Raw genomic sequence first — 17,912 nt, 5'->3', positions numbered from 1 at the left:
AAAGATGAAAAAACCCATTGTTGTCTTAGGTATTGGTGAGCTAGGGAGTGTCTTTGCGCGCGCTTTTTTAAAGAACAACTACCCGGTTTATCCCATTACTCGAAAGACCGATATCAATGAATTAGCTGCTACTATCGATCCAGAATTGATTTTGGTTTGTACGGGTGAGTCCGATCTACAAGCAGCCTTAAAAACCATTCCAGCACACTGGAAAGATCGTGTGGCAATGATGCAAAATGAATTATTGCCTAGAGATTGGGAAAATCATAATTTTATTAACCCAACGGTTATTTCAGTTTGGTTTGAAAAGAAAAAAGGCATGGATTCAAAAGTGCTTATCTCTTCACCAGTATTTGGCACAAAGGCTCAAATATTGGCAGAATCACTAGCTCTGATTGATATCCCTGCTCATGTGCTCGCCAATGAAGCTGACTTATTATTCGAATTGGTTGTAAAAAATCTTTACATCTTAACTACCAATATTGCCGGCATAGCCATTAAATCAGGCGCCAATGTAGACGACCTACGTAACAACCATCTCGACCTAATGCGTGAAGTATCTAGAGATGTGCTTAAATTACAAACCGCCTTAACCGCTCAAACTTTTGATGAAATCCAATTAGAGCAAGGCATGATGAAAGCCTTTGAAGGGGATTTGGCACATGGATGCATGGGCAGATCGGCACCAGCACGACTGGATAGAGCGCTAGAATTAGCAAAAGAATTTAACTTAGATATGCCAACATTACAAAACATCAAGCAAAAATCTTAGCCATTCATTTTGGCGTAGGTTTTTTCAATTTCTTGTTCCAAAGCTATGAGTGAAAAGCCTCGAATCTCTTCAATAAACTTTTGTCCCATAAAAAATACTTGCACCACAGGCAATGAAAAAACACCATGCTGCGCACAGACTTCTTGTAATTGTTCGCAATCGATATAAACCATTTCTAGTTTTGGAAACTTAACTGAGAATTTATCAAAAATTTGCGGTTTAATGGTTTGGCAAACCCCACAATTAGCGCCGCCAAATAAGATTAATACCGCCTCTTTATCTTGCTTTAATGCGTCCAGCTGTTGTTGATTCTCTAACTGATTCATAAGCACTCTCCCAATTCTTTAAAAAACACCTTAAAGCTAGGTAAATCCAAGCTGGCTTGGCGTTGTTTTTCACCCCACATCGGCTCTGGAAAATAACTGTCTGTCTCAAATCTTGCCATCACATGCCAATGAACTTGGGGCAATAGGTTGCCAAATGACGCAATATTGATCTTATCTGCATTGAAATAGCTAATCATTCTTTTTTCAATGATATCAATAACTCTAAAAATTTCTAATTTCTCTGCTACTGTGCATTCGCTAAACTCTTTAACTTTACGTTTGCTAAATACTTTAATCCAAGGGATTTCGCTCGGCTCAATTTCCACTACTACTAACTTATTTTCAAAAATCATCTGCGCTCCAAAAGCATGGCATCGCCATAGGAAAAAAATCGATACTCTTGATCAATAGCATGTCGATAAATCTCCATCATTCGCTCCTGGCCAATAAAGGCACTCACCAACATAAGTAGCGAGGATTTTGGCAAATGAAAATTAGTAATTAACAAGTCTACGATTTTAAACTCATAACCCGGATAGATAAAAATATCCGTCTCTTCTTTGGTGGCCATAAGCACACCACTTTTGGCGGCAGACTCCATAGATCTAACAGCGGTAGTGCCTACGGCAATAATACGCCCTCCGCTGGCTTTGGTTTGCTGAATTTTGTCCACAGTATCTTGATTAATTTCAAAATACTCACTATGCATCTGATGCTCAGTAATATTATCCACTTTAACAGGTTGAAAGGTGCCTGCGCCCACATGCAGGGTGACAAAAGCATGATCAATTCCCTGTTGTTTTAAACTAGCTAATAAGGCCTTATCAAAATGAAGGCCTGCTGTTGGCGCGGCAACCGCACCCTCTTGCTCGGCAAAAACAGTTTGATAGCGCTCAAGATCTGATTTTTCATCACCACGTTCAATATAAGGTGGCAAAGGAATATGACCGACTTCATCTAACAAATCTAGCAATGAATCTGTTTCGAAATTTAAGGTATAAAAGCCATTTTCTTTGTGAATTATTTGGGCTTTATCGCCATTTTCAAGCGTTATAAAGCTGTCAATCTTTGGCGCTCTTGAGGCTTTCACCATGGCTAACACTTGCTTATCGTTTAGCAAGCGTTCAATCATAATCTCTACTTTTCCACCCGAAGCCTTATGGCCAAATAATCGTGCAGGAATAACCCGAGTATTGTTCATGACCAGCAAATCTCCTGGCTTAATAAAATCAGCAATTTGATGAAAATATGCATCAATTATTTGACCCTGAGGCACCAATAAGCGTGAATCAGTTCTATTGTCTGGCGGGTTTTGTGCAATTAGCGACTTGGGCAGGTCAAAATCAAATTTACTTAATAACATACTTTATTTGGCTTGACCTGATAAACCTTGATTGCTAAATAATTCTAGCACTTGGTAGCTAGCTGTCACAATCGCCCTAGGGGTAATTGTGGCGCCTGTAAATGCTTCAAATACACCGCCATCGCGCTCAACCTTCCAGTTTTCTTGAATTGGATTTAATAATGATAATCCGGAAAATTGCTTAATCCAATCTGATTTTCTATCTTCAATTTTGTCACCCAAGCCTGGGGTTTCTTTATGAGTAATAACGCGAACACCCAGTAGTGTTTGATCAATAGCAACACCCGTTAATAGTCGAATATCGCCATTGTATCCATTTGGATAGGTATGCTCCACCAAGTAGGCAAAGATTTTTCCATTGCGCTTTGCTGGGTAAATACCAATCTTTTGATAGATGCCATGCAGGGTTAACTCTTGAGTGTATTTTTCTTGCAAAATATTATTATCGTAACCAGACACCAACTCAGCTAAGCGTTTAATGAGTAGCTGGTCTTCATTGTATTTAATTTGTACTTGGGTTGTATCCTGCGTCCAGCTAACAAAAAAAATACTCACTATGGTAAAGACCAATAGCAATATTCCCGATTTTAAAATCGCCTTAATCATGATCTACCAAACACCTTAGGCTGTGTGTACTGATCAATCAATGGCACCATCATATTCATCAATAAAACGGCAAAAGCAATGCCGTCTGGATAGCCACCATATGCGCGAATGATCACAATCAGTACGCCCATTAAAAAGCCGTAAATCAACCGCCCTTTAGGGGTTGTGCTGGCTGAAACTGGATCGGTGGCAATGAAAAATGCACCCAGCATAGTGCCACCCAGTATTAAGTGATTTTGAACAGGTAAATGCTGCTGTGAATCAAATATTGAAATAAGCAGTGCCATCATCAAAATTCCGGATAGCACAGCAACAGGAATATGCCAAAAAATTATTTTTCGTGCTAGTAAATAAATGCCACCCACTAAAAATCCTATGTTAATCCAAGCTTGAGAGATAGAGCGCACTTGCAATGTTGCAATATCACTCCCCAAAGACAGACTTGTTTTCACATCATCTAGTCGTGTTGCGCCACTGATTCCATCAAAATTAACCAAGTTAAATACTTCGTCAATTACCTGACTAAAGCTTAAAAAATCAACCGGCCAAGTGGTCATCTGTAAAGGGTACGAAATCAACAAAAAAGCGTAGCCTAGCATGGCTGGATTAAAAGGGTTATTGCCTAGACCGCCATACAGCTGCTTACCAAAAATAATAGCGAATGCAACGCCTACGACCACCACCCACCACGGCGCAATAGCAGGAATGGAAATAGCCAGTAAAATGCCGGTTAAAGCGGCTGAGCCATCACTAATAGACGCTAACACTTGACGGCCACGCATGGCTACAAAAGTCGCTTCAACAACCAATGCGGCAATAGTGCCAAGCAATATCTGAATCACCACACCCCAGCCAAAAAAAACATACGATGCACTCACACCCAAAACTAAGGCGTAGATTACTTGTCGCATCATTTGATTGGTATTTAATCCAGTGCTATGCATCCTTCTCCTTGATTTTATTGACACGCGCCATTGCTTGAGCAATTTTATCCTTTTGCACCTGGCCCTGCTCCTTGTCTTTGGCCATTTTGTCTTTTAATGCCTGTTTTTTCTCGGCCATCATTTGCGCACGCTCTTGTTTATTACGCTCAAGTCGATACTCTCTAAATTCAAACCGATCTCTGGCAATATCGGTTTTATGCTGATCAGTCGCTTGCTTTTTATGCAACGCTTTGGCAAATGAAAAGTAGCCTGCCAAATCGATATGACTAGGACAAACATAGGAACAACAAGCGCATTCGATGCAATCGAACAAATGGTAATCCATGCATTTTTCAATATTCTCGCCTTTGGCGTGCCAATAAAGCTGTTGGGGTAATAAGCCAATTGGACAAACGGTATTGCAAGTGTTGCAACGAATACACTCTTTAGCTAGTTGTTTTGGTTTTCTATTATTCACAAAAATACAATTGGTAATTTTGCAAATAGGCATTTGGGTATTTTCAATATCAATTCCCATCATCATGCCACCCATACGGTAATCATGAGCCTGTTGATTAACATCGGTTAAACTAATTATGTGTTCAAAAGAAGTACCTAGTCGAGCCTCAACATTAACAGGTGTAAGTGCATCTCCTGTAATGGTTACAATACGAGAAACCAACGGTCGTTGGTCAATCACTGCATCAAAAATAGCCTTAGTGCTTGAAACATTTTGACATAAGATGCCTTTGTCTGCAGCAAATCCACCCGATGGAATTTCAATATCTAGTAATGCTTTAATCAGTAGCTTTTCAGCGCCAGAGGTGTATTTTGTCGGCAATTGAGCCAAGCTAATTAAATCGTTATGATTAAACATTAATAACGATTGATACGCCTCTTGCTTATCGTCCTCAATAGCGATAATAGCTCTTTTAGCGCCAGTAATATGCAATAAAATTTCCACGCCACGAATAACTTCTCGAGGATGGTGTTGCATTAATGCATCATCACACATCACGCCAGGCTCACATTCTGTACCATTAATAATTAAAGTATGGCAACCTGTCGCCTTGTTCAGTTTAGTGTGTGATGGAAACCCAGCGCCACCCAAGCCGACAATACCTGAGCGTTGCACATAATCAATCAAGGTTTGTCGATCACAATGCAAGAAATCACTGCCGCAACCTTTAGTCTCAACCCATTCGTCTTGTCCATCAGACTCAATACGAATACAAGTGGACTTGAGGCCTGATTTATGCGGAATAATTTGTTTATCAATTGCCATCACCGTGCCAGAGATAGAAGCATGAATCGGCACACAAAACTGATCTTGTGTTTTGGCGATCACTTGCCCTGTTAGCACCCTATCGCCCACTTCAACACAGGGCTTAGCTTCAGCACCAATACGCTGCTGAAGTGGTAATACCACCTGATTTGGCAAAGGCGCTTGAATAATTTTTACTTGCTCAACAGGATAAGGATTGGCAATCACCACGCCACCTGAAAAAGTCTGATCAAGCATGAGATTCTCCAGGAGAGTCAGGTATAAAAGTGGATAAAGTTGGCTTGATTTCCCTAACATAGATACAATCAACTGGACAAACTGGAATGCACAAATCACAACCCGTGCATTCTTTTTCAATCACCGTTGTCATAACTTTTGAAGCGCCTACAAATGCATCTACTGGGCAAGCTTGAATACACAAAGTACAGCCAATACACAATTTCTCATCCACATAGACAACATGGTCTGGCTTGGTTTCCCCGTGTTCTTCATTTAACACCAAAGTTTCTACGCCGAGTAGCTCAGCCAACGCATCAGCCCCCTCTTGCCCGCCAGGCGGACATTGGTTAATCTGCGCCTCACCTTTGGCCAATGCTTCAGCATAGGGGCGACAACCTGGGAAATCACATTGGCCACATTGAGTTTGCGGCAAAATAGCATCGATTTGATCCACCAAAGGATTGCCTTTGACTTTAAAGCGAATAGCGGCGTAGCCCAAAACCAATCCAAGTATGAGCGTTAAGCTTGAAAAAATAACGATCGATTCAATCACTAAGCGAGCCCAATAAATCCCATAAATGCCATCGACATAAGCCCCGCGGTAACCAGTGCGATCGGTGCACCTTTAAAAGCAATGGGGACATCAGCTGTATCGATATGTTCACGAATTGCTGAAAATAGCACCAAAACAAAAGAGAAGCCAATGGCGGCGCCAAAGCCGTACACGGCCGATGCCAAAAATCCGTTATCTTGATTCACATTCAACAAGGCCACACCTAATACGGCACAATTGGTGGTGATTAATGGCAAAAACACCCCTAAAGATTGATGCAAAACGGGTGAAGTTTTATTAACCACGAGCTCTGTAAATCCAACCACACCAGCAATGGTGACAATAAAGGCGATGGTTCGTAGGTACTCCATATCAAATGGCACCAAAATATAGGTGTTAATGAGGTAGCTAGAGACACTCGCCAGTGTCAGCACGAAAGTTGTGGCAAAGCCCATGCCAATGGCTGTTTCAACTTTTTTGGAAACACCCATGAACGGGCACAATCCTAAGAATTTTACCAAGACAAAATTATTAACTAAAATCGTGCTTACCAAAATTAAAACGTATTCATTCATAGTGCTGATTTTAACTCAAAACCACCTTCAATAATCCAAATGAACTGATCAATAACAGCATACTGCCCACCCATTTTTTAAAAACTTGATCATTCTCGATAATTTTTTGATGTGCCTTGATGCCGACCACATGGCCAATGGCAGCAATTGGGATTAAGGCCAAAGAAAATGACCAGTCAATAACAACACCCATCAGCATAAAGGTGGCCATCTTTATGCTAACTAAAATAAACCAAAGTACAAACAGTGTATTACGCAGATATTCTTTTGAAACATAGCGCATATATACCGCCACAATCAAGGGGGCACCTGTTAGCGAAGTGCCTGCTACATAGCCACCCAAAATTAGCAAAAGTTTGTCTACCCAGGGCTTATCGGAAGTGATTTTTTGATTAAAAATCCAAGTAATTGCGTAAAAAATCGTAATGGAATAAATAAAGACAATCACCACTTGATCAGGCAAGCTTAACAAGCCAGCAACACCAACAAGCGTTGGTGGAATAATCCAAAGCAACGAATGCTTTAAATAGCGCCAGTCAACTTTTTTAATGGATTTAAACAGTGTTAATGACGAAAAGAACAATAGATGAATGCCGATAATGGGCAGCCAATATACCGGGCTACCCCCAATCAATAGCATCAACGGTAGTCCAATCGCCGCACCGCCAAAACCCAGCCCAGTACGAACAAACCCTGTCCATAGAAAAATCAAGCCAACCAGTGCAAGACTGGTAGTATCAAAAACCACTAACGCAGTGTGTTGGCCAACTTTTCTGCACTTTGTTGAGTCAGTTGTGCATCTTTCGCCTCAACCATAACGCGGATTAGTGGCTCAGTACCTGAAGCACGAATGAGCACCCTTCCCTGTTCACCCAACTCTGCTTCTACTTCTTTAGTCACTGCATCTAGCTGTTGGTGATTATCAAGATCGATTTTCTCTTTGGTTCTGACATTGATCAATACTTGTGGATACTTCACCATTTCGTTTTTTAACTGGTTAAGGCTGGCACCACTCTTTGCCAAAACTTCCAATACTTGTAGTGCAGAAATAATGCCGTCGCCCGAAGTGGTTTTATCTAGACAGATCATATGACCAGAGCCTTCGCCACCTAAAATTGAGCCATGTTCTTTCATCTTCTCCATAACGTAGCGATCGCCCACATCAGCTTCAATAAAATCAATATTAAGATCTCTTAAAGCGTGGCGCATACCTAGATTGGTCATTTTAGTGCCAACGACGATATTATTATCCAAACACTGTTGCGCTTGCCAAGCCTTAGCCACAATAAACACCAACTCGTCGCCATCAACCAATTCACCCTGGTGATCAACCATCATTAAACGATCGCCATCGCCATCAAAAGCAATGCCTAAATCGGCGTTGGCTTCAAGCACAACTTCTTGTAAATGTTGAGTATCCGTTGCGCCACAATTTTTGTTAATATTAAAGCCGTCTGGCGCATTATTAATCACGGTAATATTGGCGCCTAATTCTGAAAAAACATCTTTAGCAATATGATAAGTCGCACCATTGGCGCAATCAATAATAATATTAAGCCCGCTTAAATTAATCGTACGATCAAATGTTGATTTGCAAAATTCAATATATCGCCCTATTGGCTGCTCGTGTCTACGCGCCTTGCCAATCTTATCAGAGCTAACACTCTGCATAGGTTCGGCTAATTTTTGCTCAATTTTGGCCTGATCTTCATTACTTAATTTGAGCCCTTTATCAGAGAAAAACTTCACCCCATTATCTTGGAAATGATTGTGTGAGGCGCTAATAACCACACCCGCAGTTGCATTGTAAGTTTGTGTCAAATAGGCAATAGCCGGCGTAGGCATTGGTCCCAATAAACCAACATCAACGCCAGCTGACAAAAAACCTGCCTCAAGCGCTGATTCAAACAAATACCCAGACACGCGTGTATCTTTACCAATAACCACACTTGCTTTACCCTTTTCGGACAAAACTGAGCCCACTGCCCAACCGAGTTTTAAAAAGAAATCGGCCGTAATAGGCGCTATACCTACTTCACCTCGAATGCCATCCGTTCCAAAATAATTAGCCAATTTACGCTCCGTTTACTGCTTGCAATGTCAATAAGGCATCTTTAGTCGCCAACACATCGTGCACACGCACAATATCCGCCCCATTTTGAACCGCTATTATAGCGCTTGTTACGCTGCCAATCATGCGACCTTCAACTTCTCTGTTGTTTAGTATAGCACCAATCATAGATTTTCTAGAGAGTCCTGCTAAAAGCCTAAAGCCCAAACCTTTAAATTCATTAAATCGATGTAATATTTCTAAATTATGTGCTAACGTCTTGCCAAAACCAAAGCCAGGGTCCAGAATAATTTTTTCTGGCTGAATGCCTGCCTGCTGACAAGCCTCAATCCTTTGTTGAAAGAATTGCTGAATATCCTCAATAACATCGTTATATGTTGGATTTTGTTGCATGGTTTGCGGCAACCCCTGTCGATGCATAAGACACACATCAACTTCTAGCGAGGCGGCCATTTCCAAAGCGCCATCCGCTTGCAAAGCATTCACATCATTAATTAGACTGGCGCCTGCCTCTACAGCTTGTTGCATCACTTGCGGCTTAGAAGTGTCGATCGAAATAGGGATATTAGTTTGCGTAGATAGAGCTTTAATCACAGGCACAACACGGTTGATTTCGTCAGCCTCACTCACGGACGCTGCCCCAGGACGGGTTGATTCACCACCAATATCAATAATATCAGCACCTTGATCAAGTAGGCGCATCGCAGCCCGAATTGCATCATCAACGTTAAGACATTGCCCGCCATCCGAAAAAGAATCAGGTGTGACATTAAGTATGCCCATCACCAGCGCTTGTGTATTGTTAATAGTCATAACGACTACCTGCTGTCTTTATGCGATTTTAGGATCGCCATCAAGTGGATTTTCGTCAGAATCGTTTGCATCATCCGCTTGAATACCAGAGCCTAGTTCAGTTGAAGCAACATCTGAATCAGTCACAACTGCCGCTTCACGAATTGGCTTGCGATCCATAAGATCGTCAATCTGCTCTTTATCAATGGTTTCAAACTCCATTAACGCTTTGGTCATTTCAATCAGAATATCTTTGTTATCTTCTAAAATTTTGCTAGCAACTGCATAGTTTGTATCAATAATAATGCGAATCTCATCATCAATGACTTTAAAGGTATCTTCGGAGATATGCTTATGCTTGGTGACCTGCTTACCTAAAAATACCTCACCTTCATCCTCGCCGTAGGCTAGCGGTCCAAGCTTATCTGACATGCCCCAGTGCTTAACCATTTTATGAGCAATTTCTGTTGCACGCTCAATATCATTACTAGCGCCTGTGGTAACAGCGTCTTTGCCATAAATTAATTCTTCAGCGATTCGTCCACCAAATAAAGAAGCTACTTGCGAATTGAGCTTTCGTCTAGAAATACTATAGCTGTCTTTTTCTGGCAAGAACATCGTCACACCCAGTGCTCTACCTCTAGGAATGATACTCACTTTGTAAACTGGATCATGTTCTGGCACTAGACGTCCAACAATTGCGTGACCCGCCTCATGATAAGCGGTCATTTCTTTTTCAGATTCATCCATTGCCATAGATTTGCGCTCAGCGCCCATCATAATTTTATCTTTAGCTTTTTCAAACTCCTGCATACCAACCAGTAGTTTGTTTTTTCCAGCTGTGATAAGGGCGGCTTCATTACACAAATTAGCTAAATCTGCACCAGAAAAACCCGGCGTACCTTTAGCAATATTAATAGATTTAACATTTTTTGCAATTGGAAGATTGCGCATGTGCACCTTTAAAATCGCATCACGGCCATTAATATCAGGCAAACCAACCATCACTTGACGATCAAAACGTCCAGGGCGCAATAACGCCGGATCAAGTACATCAGGGCGGTTAGTTGCTGCAATAACAATAATACCTTCCGAGCCTTCAAAGCCGTCCATTTCTACCAACATTTGGTTCAAAGTTTGCTCACGCTCATCATGGCCACCGCCCATACCCGCACCACGTTGACGACCAACTGCATCGATTTCATCGATAAAGATAATGCACGGCGCACTTTTCTTAGCCTGCTCAAACATATCGCGCACACGTGACGCACCAACACCGACAAACATTTCTACAAAATCAGAGCCAGAAATGAAGAAAAATGGCACGGCCGCTTCGCCTGCAATGGCTTTTGCCAAGAGGGTTTTACCCGTACCAGGAGGGCCAATTAATAAAACACCTTTAGGAATTTTCCCGCCAACTTTGGTAAACTTGCCCGGATTAGATAAAAAATCAACTAATTCAGCGACATCTTCTTTTGCCTCATCTACACCTGCTACATCTGCAAAAGTTACATTAGACTCGTCTTTAGGAATAAGACGCGCCTTTGACTTGCCAAAACTCATTGGGTTTTTACCGCCCATAGCGCCGCCAGCGCCTTTCATGGTATATAAAATCACAGCAATTAATAATAAAATTGGCGCTAATGAGATAACTAATTGCTTAAAGAATCCATCTTTTTCAGGTGGCTTAGCCACAACATTCACGCCGTTATCAAGCAAATCACCCATTAGACCTAAGTCACCTGGTGAATAAGTATCAAATTGTTCACCACCCGCACCCACACCGGAAATACTACTTCCAGCAATAGTCACTTCAGAAACATCCCCTTGCTTAACACTTTGAATAAACTGGGAATACGTGATTTCACTCTTTTGTTCGTTGACTTCAAATTGGCTAAAAATTGAGGTAAGAACACTACCCAAAACCAACCATAACAATAAATTTTTAAACATGGCGTAATACTAAAATTATAAAAAAAATAAGACAGGTAACTATACCCTATTGCATACTTACATATGAGCTGATGGCGTTTTTTCAAGGTTTTTCAACAAAAAAAATTAAATTCTGTCATAATTCTTTACTTATAAAATAAAACATTTACTGCTATGTCAAAAACTAACTTCTCAATCCTGATTCTTACAACGCTTCTACTAAGCTCTTGTGGCTTTCACACACCGATTAAAAATACACCCTTAAACGCTGTTGTTGTAAGTGCTAATGCTAATGAGTTTGCTCAAGAACTGCAAACAAGATTCAACCAAGAAGCTATGCAAAATCTAACCATTCAAATAGGTTCGGAAGTGCAAAAACAACAAACCTCTTCGTACACATCCAGTAATTCTGTCAATAGTTATACCTTAAGCTTAAGTGTGCCTGTTAAAGTGTTCAACGTCGATCAAAAACTATTACTATCTCAAGACTTAACAGCCAGCTTACACCTAAATAAAATAACCAGCTCGACACAAGCAGATAGACTTCAAATTGAGGAATCTTACACTCAGCTAAGAAATACTCTTATCAAGAAATTAATCAGAAGACTATCAAAACTCAATGAGAATTAAGCCAGAATCGCTTAACTCTCAACTCACTCATCAGCTCGAAGCGCTCTATTTTATTTTTGGCGCTGAATTTTTATTAATCGAACAAAGTCTGAGTGATATTAACGCTGCTGCCAAGCAAGCTGGGTTTGATGAAAAAACCAGTTTTGAAATTGATGGTAATTTTGACTGGGGTTTAATTACAGCCGAGATTGCTAACACTTCTTTATTTTCGCCAAAACGTATTATTGAGTGTCGGCTGAAAACAGGCAAAATTGGCGTCAAAGGCTCAAAAGCCTTAACCGCAATCGCTAGCAATGTGCCTAGTGATATTTTGTTAATAATTTCCACAGCAAAGCTAGATCTTGCACAGCAAAAAAGCAAGTGGTTTAAAACCCTTGAGCAGCATGGTGGCGTCATTCAGCATTGGGAAATCACTCGTGATCATTTGGTTGGCTGGATTAGCAACCATATGGCCGGTGTCGGCTTAGAAAGCAATCAAGAAGTTGCACAAAGCATTGCTTTTTGCACGGAAGGCAACCTTCTCGCTTCTATGCAGGAAATTCAGAAGCTTAAGATGACTTACCCAGATGGAAAAATAAACACTCAAGAATTTCTCACTCAAGCGCAAGAGCAGTCTCAATATACAGTTTACGGCCTTATTGACGCCGCTTTATTTGGCGACACCGCTCAAATTAGTAAAATTTATAACACCTTACTTAACGATACTGCTATGCCTATTTTGCTAAGCAGCTCACTGTATCGAGAAATAAAATCCATCATCAACATGTCAATTGAGATTCATCAAGGGGGTGAGATTAATGCTATTTTGCAAACCCACCGAGTGTGGAATAAGCGTAAACCTATTATGGCCAATATTCTAAAACGCCACTCTTATCAACGCCTGCAAAAACTACTATTATCACTCGGACGTATTGACCGCTCCATCAAAGGCGCGGATAATCTTAATGTAGTGGATGAACTACACACGCTTTTATTAAACCTGGCTGGGAAAAATCAATGGACTCAATAGAAAATTTAATTACCACACTAGGTACAAATGCGCGCATTGCTGCCAAAAGCTTGCGAGGTGCCACCACTCAGAAAAAAAATAGCGCACTGAAAAATATTGCTGAGCAAATTCATCAAAATAGAAAAGTCATTCTTAAGGCTAACCAACAGGATGTAGCACAAGCTAAAGATAACCAGCTAGATGATGCACTCATTGACAGACTAATTCTCGACGATACTCGCATTGATGGCATTATTGAAAGTCTTAATCAGATTGCCGCCTTGGCTGATCCAATCGGCGAAATTACCGATTTAAAATTCCGTCCAAGTGGCATTCAAGTCGGCAAGATGCGCGTACCTTTAGGGGTGATGGGTATTATTTATGAATCCCGTCCAAACGTCACAATTGACGCCGCTGCTCTATGCCTAAAATCTGGCAACGGGGTTATTCTACGTGGCGGATCAGAGGCCATACATTCTAATCTTGCACTTTATGCTTGTGTTAAGGATGGTCTAATTGATGATGGCTTAAATGAATATTGTGTGCAGCTGATTGACACCACCGATCGCGCTGCTGTTAACGCACTGGTTCAAGCATCTGAATATATTGACGCTATTATTCCGCGTGGTGGCAAAGGCTTGGTTGAGGCGATTAGCCAAAACGCTACCGTGCCAGTCATCAAACATCTTCACGGCGTTTGTCATACCTATATTGACAAAGACGCTGATGCTGATAAAGCCATTAAAATTGCGTTTAATGCTAAAACAAGGCGTTACGGTGTTTGTAATGCTATGGAAACTTTACTGGTGCACGCGTCAGCTGCTGGAAAAGTGCTGCCTGAACTGATCGCGGAATACGCACTTAAAGGGGTTGAACTTAGAGGTTGCGAGCAGACACGTCAATTTTCCAAACAAATTATTGCAGCAACCGCTGAAGACTGGGATACAGAATATTTAGATGCGATTCTTTCTATTCGTATTGTTAACTCAATGTCTGATGCGATTGATCATATTGAGCAACACGGCTCGGGACATACAGAGTCTATCGTTACCGAAAATTACACTTCAGGTCGTCGCTTCATCACCGAGGTTGACTCGGCATCTGTGATGATTAATGCCTCCACAGGTTTTGCAGATGGCTTTGAATATGGTTTTGGTGCTGAAATTGGCATTAGTACTGATAAGTTTCACGTACGTGGTCCAGTTGGCCTTGAGGGCTTAACTTCACAAAAATATATCGTCCTTGGTGATGGTCACATTAGACAATAAACCTAATTTAAAAAAAATGAATACAGAAAATACGTTAGCCATTTTTGAGCGTGGCACTGATGAAATATTGCCACTCGATGAACTAAAGAAAAAACTTGCCAAAAACAAACCTTTGCGCATTAAGGCAGGCTTTGATCCAACAGCACCAGATCTTCATCTTGGGCATACGGTTCTAATCAATAAACTAAAGCAATTACAAGACCTAGGTCATGAAATATTGTTTTTAATTGGTGATTTCACCGGCATGATTGGAGACCCGACTGGCAAAAGTGCCACGCGTCCACCACTAACCCAAGAACAGGTTATTGAAAATTCTCAAACTTATCAAACTCAGGTTTTTAAAATTCTCGACAAGGAAAAAACCACTGTCGTATTTAACTCTGAGTGGATGGGGAAAATGAGTTCTGCACAAATGATTCAGCTCGCTTCTCAACATACAGTTGCAAGAATGCTGGAACGTGATGACTTTTCCAAGCGTTACAAGTCTGGCAAGAGTATTTCTATCCATGAGTTTCTATACCCTTTAATACAAGGCTATGATTCCGTTGCATTAGAGTCAGATATTGAGCTTGGTGGTACAGATCAAAAATTTAATCTCTTGATGGGGCGTGAACTGCAAAAACAAGCTGGCATGGAGCCACAAGTTATTCTTACTATGCCAATTTTAGAAGGTCTTGATGGTGTGCAGAAAATGTCTAAGTCACTCGACAACTACATTGGTATTGATGATGCACCGGACGATATGTTTGGTAAGATTATGTCAATTTCCGATGAACTAATGTGGCGCTACCTTGAACTACTAAGCTTCGAAACACTTGAAACCATCGCCTCTTGGAAAGTTGAAATTGAGAACGGCGAAAATCCTAGAAACATCAAATTTCGCTTAGCGGAAGAAATTATCACAAGATTTCATAGCAGTGAAGCTGCCAAACAAGCGCAACAAAATTTCATTAATCGATTTGCCAAAAACAAGGTTCCTGATGAAATGCCGGAGTTTAGTTTTGATGCTGGTATTAAAATTGCCAACCTTCTCAAAGAATCTGGGCTGGTTAATTCCACCTCTGATGCCTTTAGAATGATTAAAGAAGGCGCTGCTAAGATCGAAGGCGAAAAAATATCTGATCGAAATCTCGAGCCAGAATCAGGCACAGCTGTCTATCAAGTTGGTAAGCGCAAATTTGCGAGAGTGACAATTCAGTAAAAAAATGTTATAATACACGCTCCAGGGGATGACATGGCTTCGACGAGGAGTTGGATCTCAAGGACGCATGCCGAGGATAAAGATAACTCGTAAAAATATGCTTTAAAAATATAGTTGCAAACGAAAACAACTACGCTCTAGCTGCATAGCTAGCCGCTCCCTTGAGGTTGTCTGTACTTCTTGGGTAGCGGTCGCTCACAGACTCGCTAGGATTATTTGTTCCAAATGATTCGGTTAAAACTTTCGGAAATCGCTTTGCAGATCCCTGATGGTCGGGTGCTGCGCGGCTAACTCAAGTTGACCAAGCTAAGCATGTAGACTCTTTGTTTGAAGGTTTTCGGACGCGGGTTCGATCCCCGCCATCTCCACCAATATTATTTCTTATAACTTCTCAAGATGACTCATAAGCAGTGTTTAACACTGCTATTAAGCCATTTTGTGATGTTCGCTTGTCTCACATAGAATCTTACTTTTCATGGAATCTTGACGTAAATTGTATGTATTTGATGTATGCAACATCAGAAATCAAATAATACATACAACCTACGCTGGAAACCTACATAAACACTTGCTTATTTAAGATTTGTTAATAACACCAAGAGCTGTCACTAATAAAGCAATTCGTTGCCCTTCATTATAATTCAAACCCCACCTGCCATAATATTGCCATGCATTACTGTCCATCCATTTAATAAACCTTCCATTGGTGAGTTGCCGTTTATCATTATATTGGCTATGATTGCATTCAACCGAATGCACCAGTAAATCGATATTTTTTCGAATCTCTTCAATAGCAATTTTTTTATTCTTATTGGCTAAACAGTACATACTTATAGCCAGCTTATGAGACTCTTTAATGTACTTTTTAGACTTTTTTTTATTCTCTTTATATAGCATTATAATTTTTTAAAACTATCGTCATTAGATGCATATCGGCTTCTAATCTTGTCTTCGATAAATTCCTCAACCTCATCTTTCAGCCAAGTAGCAGAGCGATCTGACATATTAACTTGCTTGGGAAATTTTCCTGAATTTACTAATCGATAAATAGTAGCTCTTGACAACATGGTTTTCTTAATCACATCGCCGATCTTAATCATTTGCCTATCGTTGGTCATTTTTTTACTCCTGTATAGTTTTAGTTAAATTTACATTGCTTTTAAGGTCATCTAAATAATTGGACCAAGCCTGCATAAGAGTAATTCTTTGCTCAAGGTACTCCGCGTGACAATAGGCAGCCTTTACTTTGTTAGTTTCAACATGTGCTAACTGCCGCTCAATGACATCGCTAACAAATCCTTTTTCATGCAAAAACGACGATGCCATCCCGCGAAATGAGTGTGTCACAAATTGATCTGCGCTGATACCTAAAGATCTAATAGCCGTAAGAAGCGCGTTAGTAGTGATACCTTTATTTTTAGTCTTCAAACTCGGAAAAATAAACTTACTTCCTGTTTCAATGCAACTTAAATCTTTCAACATGTCAAATACCTGATTACTCATAGGAATTAGGTGATCTCGCCCCGTTTTCATAATACTCCCGTCAACGCGAATAATTCTGTCTGAAAAATCAACATAATCCCAAATCAGTTTTGTTAATTCTCCGGGTCTTAAAAAGATATGTGGCGCAATTTCTAGAGCGGCTCTAACTTGATAAGTGCCTTTATGGCAGTCCAATGTTCTTAATAATTGACCAATGTCTTTTGGGTCAGTAAAAGTTGGATAATGCACTTGCTTTCTTCGTTTGAAAATATCCATTGGCAAGTCTCTAACTGGGTTTACAGTAATCTCGCCCATGCCTACTGAAAAAGAGAAGGTCCTTGATGCGATACCTTTGATTTTTCGTAATGTGTCTAGCACATCTTTTTCTTCAATCTTCTTAAGAAGCATAAGCATATCTGGGGTTGTGATTTTATCAATAGGCTTACGGCCGATAACCGGCATTAAATAACAATTAGCTCTTTGCCTTACATCATGTGCATAGTTGTCACTCCATTCACTGCACTTTTGATTATGCCACGCATCAAACATTTCCTTGAAAGTCGGCTTGCTTGACTTAATATTTTTATGCCTCGGATCAACTCCTTGCACTAATAACTGTTTATTTTTATTCACTGCCTGACGAGCGTCAAGCAAGCTAACATGAGGATAATGTCCGATCGTAATCATTACCTGCTTTTGCTCAAAGTTAAAACGCTGTTTCCAGATCTTAGAGCCTGATACAGCAACTTCAAGGTATAGCCCGCCATAATCATGCTCGCGATACACCTTGGATTTTTTCTTAAGGCTTCTTACTTTTGCATCTGTAAATGGTTTATTTTTCAATCTATCTCCTTGCCTTAATTGGCATATATTTTTATTAAAATTACTTTTTCACTGGGCGATTAAAGCCACACATAACTTAATTG

Annotated in this window: 20 protein-coding genes and 1 other RNA gene; 6 read left to right on the top strand and 15 right to left on the bottom strand. The window is 40.5% G+C overall.

The features are described 5' to 3' along the window. The first annotated feature begins 4 nt into the window (after nt 1-4). A complete protein-coding gene (locus SP60_RS05125) occupies nt 5-772 on the top strand; it encodes a hypothetical protein (RefSeq protein WP_053951602.1) in 768 nt (255 codons plus the stop codon). Here the strand turns inward: SP60_RS05125 and SP60_RS05120 are convergent. The 12 genes from SP60_RS05120 to ftsH are packed head-to-tail and all read right to left on the bottom strand — an operon-like array spanning nt 769 to nt 11,438. Beyond that, the gene (locus SP60_RS05120) at nt 769-1,098 is read right to left on the bottom strand and encodes a thioredoxin family protein (RefSeq protein ID WP_053951601.1); all 330 of its coding nucleotides are present in this window, start codon (nt 1,096-1,098) and stop codon (nt 769-771) included. The two genes, SP60_RS05125 and SP60_RS05120, sit on opposite strands and share 4 nt — an antisense overlap. After that, nucleotides 1,095-1,451, bottom strand: coding sequence for an HIT family protein (locus tag SP60_RS05115; protein WP_053951600.1), 357 nt, complete (start codon nt 1,449-1,451; stop codon nt 1,095-1,097). Before SP60_RS05115 ends, SP60_RS05120 begins: the two co-directional genes overlap by 4 nt. After that, the gene (gene queA / locus SP60_RS05110) at nt 1,448-2,461 is read right to left on the bottom strand and encodes a tRNA preQ1(34) S-adenosylmethionine ribosyltransferase-isomerase QueA (RefSeq protein WP_053951599.1); all 1,014 of its coding nucleotides are present in this window, start codon (nt 2,459-2,461) and stop codon (nt 1,448-1,450) included. Before queA ends, SP60_RS05115 begins: the two co-directional genes overlap by 4 nt. A 3-nt stretch (nt 2,462-2,464) precedes the next feature. Next, nucleotides 2,465-3,067, bottom strand: a complete 603-nt coding sequence (gene rsxG / locus SP60_RS05105) for an electron transport complex subunit RsxG (RefSeq protein ID WP_053951598.1) — start codon at nt 3,065-3,067, stop codon at nt 2,465-2,467. Continuing rightward, complete coding sequence (locus SP60_RS05100) at nt 3,064-4,011, bottom strand: RnfABCDGE type electron transport complex subunit D (RefSeq protein WP_053951597.1); 948 nt, start codon at nt 4,009-4,011, stop codon at nt 3,064-3,066. The genes rsxG and SP60_RS05100 overlap by 4 nt, the downstream gene beginning before the upstream one ends. Further along, on the bottom strand, nt 4,004-5,512 hold the full coding sequence (gene rsxC, locus SP60_RS05095; RefSeq protein ID WP_053951596.1) for an electron transport complex subunit RsxC: 1,509 nt from the start codon (nt 5,510-5,512) through the stop codon (nt 4,004-4,006). Before rsxC ends, SP60_RS05100 begins: the two co-directional genes overlap by 8 nt. Continuing rightward, nucleotides 5,505-6,047, bottom strand: a complete 543-nt coding sequence (gene rsxB / locus SP60_RS05090; RefSeq protein ID WP_053951595.1) for an electron transport complex subunit RsxB — start codon at nt 6,045-6,047, stop codon at nt 5,505-5,507. The genes rsxC and rsxB overlap by 8 nt, the downstream gene beginning before the upstream one ends. Then, nucleotides 6,047-6,622, bottom strand: a complete 576-nt coding sequence (gene rsxA / locus SP60_RS05085) for an electron transport complex subunit RsxA (protein ID WP_053951594.1) — start codon at nt 6,620-6,622, stop codon at nt 6,047-6,049. Before rsxA ends, rsxB begins: the two co-directional genes overlap by 1 nt. A 10-nt stretch (nt 6,623-6,632) precedes the next feature. Then, a complete protein-coding gene (locus tag SP60_RS05080; protein WP_053951593.1) occupies nt 6,633-7,370 on the bottom strand; it encodes a sulfite exporter TauE/SafE family protein in 738 nt (245 codons plus the stop codon). Then, the gene (gene glmM, locus SP60_RS05075; RefSeq protein WP_053951592.1) at nt 7,370-8,695 is read right to left on the bottom strand and encodes a phosphoglucosamine mutase; all 1,326 of its coding nucleotides are present in this window, start codon (nt 8,693-8,695) and stop codon (nt 7,370-7,372) included. The genes SP60_RS05080 and glmM overlap by 1 nt, the downstream gene beginning before the upstream one ends. 1 nt (nt 8,696) lies before the next feature. Then, a complete protein-coding gene (gene folP / locus SP60_RS05070; RefSeq protein ID WP_053951591.1) occupies nt 8,697-9,506 on the bottom strand; it encodes a dihydropteroate synthase in 810 nt (269 codons plus the stop codon). Nucleotides 9,507-9,524: 18 nt separating this feature from the next. Continuing rightward, on the bottom strand, nt 9,525-11,438 hold the full coding sequence (ftsH, locus tag SP60_RS05065; RefSeq protein WP_053951590.1) for an ATP-dependent zinc metalloprotease FtsH: 1,914 nt from the start codon (nt 11,436-11,438) through the stop codon (nt 9,525-9,527). 153 nt (nt 11,439-11,591) lie between these two features. Here ftsH and lptE point away from each other — a divergent pair, with 153 nt between their 5' ends. The 5 genes from lptE to ssrA all read left to right on the top strand — a co-directional run bounded on the left by lptE (nt 11,592) and on the right by ssrA (nt 15,875). Next, nucleotides 11,592-12,047 carry an LPS assembly lipoprotein LptE gene (gene lptE / locus SP60_RS05060; protein ID WP_053951589.1) on the top strand — a complete coding sequence of 152 codons (456 nt, stop codon included), beginning with the start codon at nt 11,592-11,594 and terminating at the stop codon, nt 12,045-12,047. Continuing rightward, entirely contained in the window at nt 12,037-13,056 is a 1,020-nt protein-coding gene (gene holA, locus SP60_RS05055; protein ID WP_053951588.1) for a DNA polymerase III subunit delta, read from the top strand. The genes lptE and holA overlap by 11 nt, the downstream gene beginning before the upstream one ends. Further along, on the top strand, nt 13,044-14,303 hold the full coding sequence (locus tag SP60_RS05050) for a glutamate-5-semialdehyde dehydrogenase (protein WP_053951587.1): 1,260 nt from the start codon (nt 13,044-13,046) through the stop codon (nt 14,301-14,303). Before holA ends, SP60_RS05050 begins: the two co-directional genes overlap by 13 nt. 16 nt (nt 14,304-14,319) lie before the next feature. Then, nucleotides 14,320-15,504, top strand: a complete 1,185-nt coding sequence (gene tyrS, locus SP60_RS05045) for a tyrosine--tRNA ligase (RefSeq protein ID WP_053952227.1) — start codon at nt 14,320-14,322, stop codon at nt 15,502-15,504. A 24-nt stretch (nt 15,505-15,528) separates the two neighbouring features. Beyond that, nucleotides 15,529-15,875: a transfer-messenger RNA gene (ssrA, locus tag SP60_RS08275) on the top strand. Nucleotides 15,876-16,080: 205 nt separating this feature from the next. Here ssrA and SP60_RS05040 read toward each other — a convergent pair. From SP60_RS05040 to SP60_RS05030, 3 genes are all read right to left on the bottom strand, one after another. Further along, on the bottom strand, nt 16,081-16,332 hold the full coding sequence (locus SP60_RS05040; RefSeq protein ID WP_144418595.1) for a hypothetical protein: 252 nt from the start codon (nt 16,330-16,332) through the stop codon (nt 16,081-16,083). Nucleotides 16,333-16,400: 68 nt separating this feature from the next. Continuing rightward, nucleotides 16,401-16,622, bottom strand: a complete 222-nt coding sequence (locus SP60_RS05035) for a helix-turn-helix transcriptional regulator (protein WP_053951585.1) — start codon at nt 16,620-16,622, stop codon at nt 16,401-16,403. Between the two features lie 4 nt (nt 16,623-16,626). Further along, nucleotides 16,627-17,829 (bottom strand): tyrosine-type recombinase/integrase, encoded by a 1,203-nt coding sequence (locus tag SP60_RS05030; protein WP_053951584.1) that lies wholly within the window; start codon nt 17,827-17,829, stop codon nt 16,627-16,629. Between the last annotated feature and the right edge of the window lie 83 nt (nt 17,830-17,912).

It is taken from the genome of Candidatus Thioglobus autotrophicus, from assembly GCF_001293165.1.
Taxonomy (GTDB): Bacteria; Pseudomonadota; Gammaproteobacteria; order PS1; family Pseudothioglobaceae; genus Thioglobus_A; species Thioglobus_A autotrophicus.
This window is presented reverse-complemented; position numbering and strand designations above follow the sequence as displayed.

Excerpts from the sequence above, each read along its gene's own strand:
- queA (WP_053951599.1), bottom strand. The coding sequence starts at position 2,461 with ATGTTATTAAGTAAATTTGATTTTGACCTGCCCAAGTCGCTAATTGCA.
- SP60_RS05115 (WP_053951600.1), bottom strand. The coding sequence starts at position 1,451 with ATGATTTTTGAAAATAAGTTAGTAGTAGTGGAAATTGAGCCGAGCGAA.
- rsxG (WP_053951598.1), bottom strand. The coding sequence starts at position 3,067 with ATGATTAAGGCGATTTTAAAATCGGGAATATTGCTATTGGTCTTTACC.
- holA (WP_053951588.1), top strand. The coding sequence starts at position 12,037 with ATGAGAATTAAGCCAGAATCGCTTAACTCTCAACTCACTCATCAGCTC.
- SP60_RS05035 (WP_053951585.1), bottom strand. The coding sequence starts at position 16,622 with ATGACCAACGATAGGCAAATGATTAAGATCGGCGATGTGATTAAGAAA.
- SP60_RS05100 (WP_053951597.1), bottom strand. The coding sequence starts at position 4,011 with ATGCATAGCACTGGATTAAATACCAATCAAATGATGCGACAAGTAATC.
- SP60_RS05120 (WP_053951601.1), bottom strand. The coding sequence starts at position 1,098 with ATGAATCAGTTAGAGAATCAACAACAGCTGGACGCATTAAAGCAAGAT.
- rsxC (WP_053951596.1), bottom strand. The coding sequence starts at position 5,512 with ATGCTTGATCAGACTTTTTCAGGTGGCGTGGTGATTGCCAATCCTTAT.
- lptE (WP_053951589.1), top strand. The coding sequence starts at position 11,592 with ATGTCAAAAACTAACTTCTCAATCCTGATTCTTACAACGCTTCTACTA.
- ftsH (WP_053951590.1), bottom strand. The coding sequence starts at position 11,438 with ATGTTTAAAAATTTATTGTTATGGTTGGTTTTGGGTAGTGTTCTTACC.
- tyrS (WP_053952227.1), top strand. The coding sequence starts at position 14,320 with ATGAATACAGAAAATACGTTAGCCATTTTTGAGCGTGGCACTGATGAA.
- SP60_RS05125 (WP_053951602.1), top strand. The coding sequence starts at position 5 with ATGAAAAAACCCATTGTTGTCTTAGGTATTGGTGAGCTAGGGAGTGTC.
- rsxA (WP_053951594.1), bottom strand. The coding sequence starts at position 6,622 with ATGAATGAATACGTTTTAATTTTGGTAAGCACGATTTTAGTTAATAAT.
- SP60_RS05050 (WP_053951587.1), top strand. The coding sequence starts at position 13,044 with ATGGACTCAATAGAAAATTTAATTACCACACTAGGTACAAATGCGCGC.
- folP (WP_053951591.1), bottom strand. The coding sequence starts at position 9,506 with ATGACTATTAACAATACACAAGCGCTGGTGATGGGCATACTTAATGTC.
- SP60_RS05040 (WP_144418595.1), bottom strand. The coding sequence starts at position 16,332 with ATGTACTGTTTAGCCAATAAGAATAAAAAAATTGCTATTGAAGAGATT.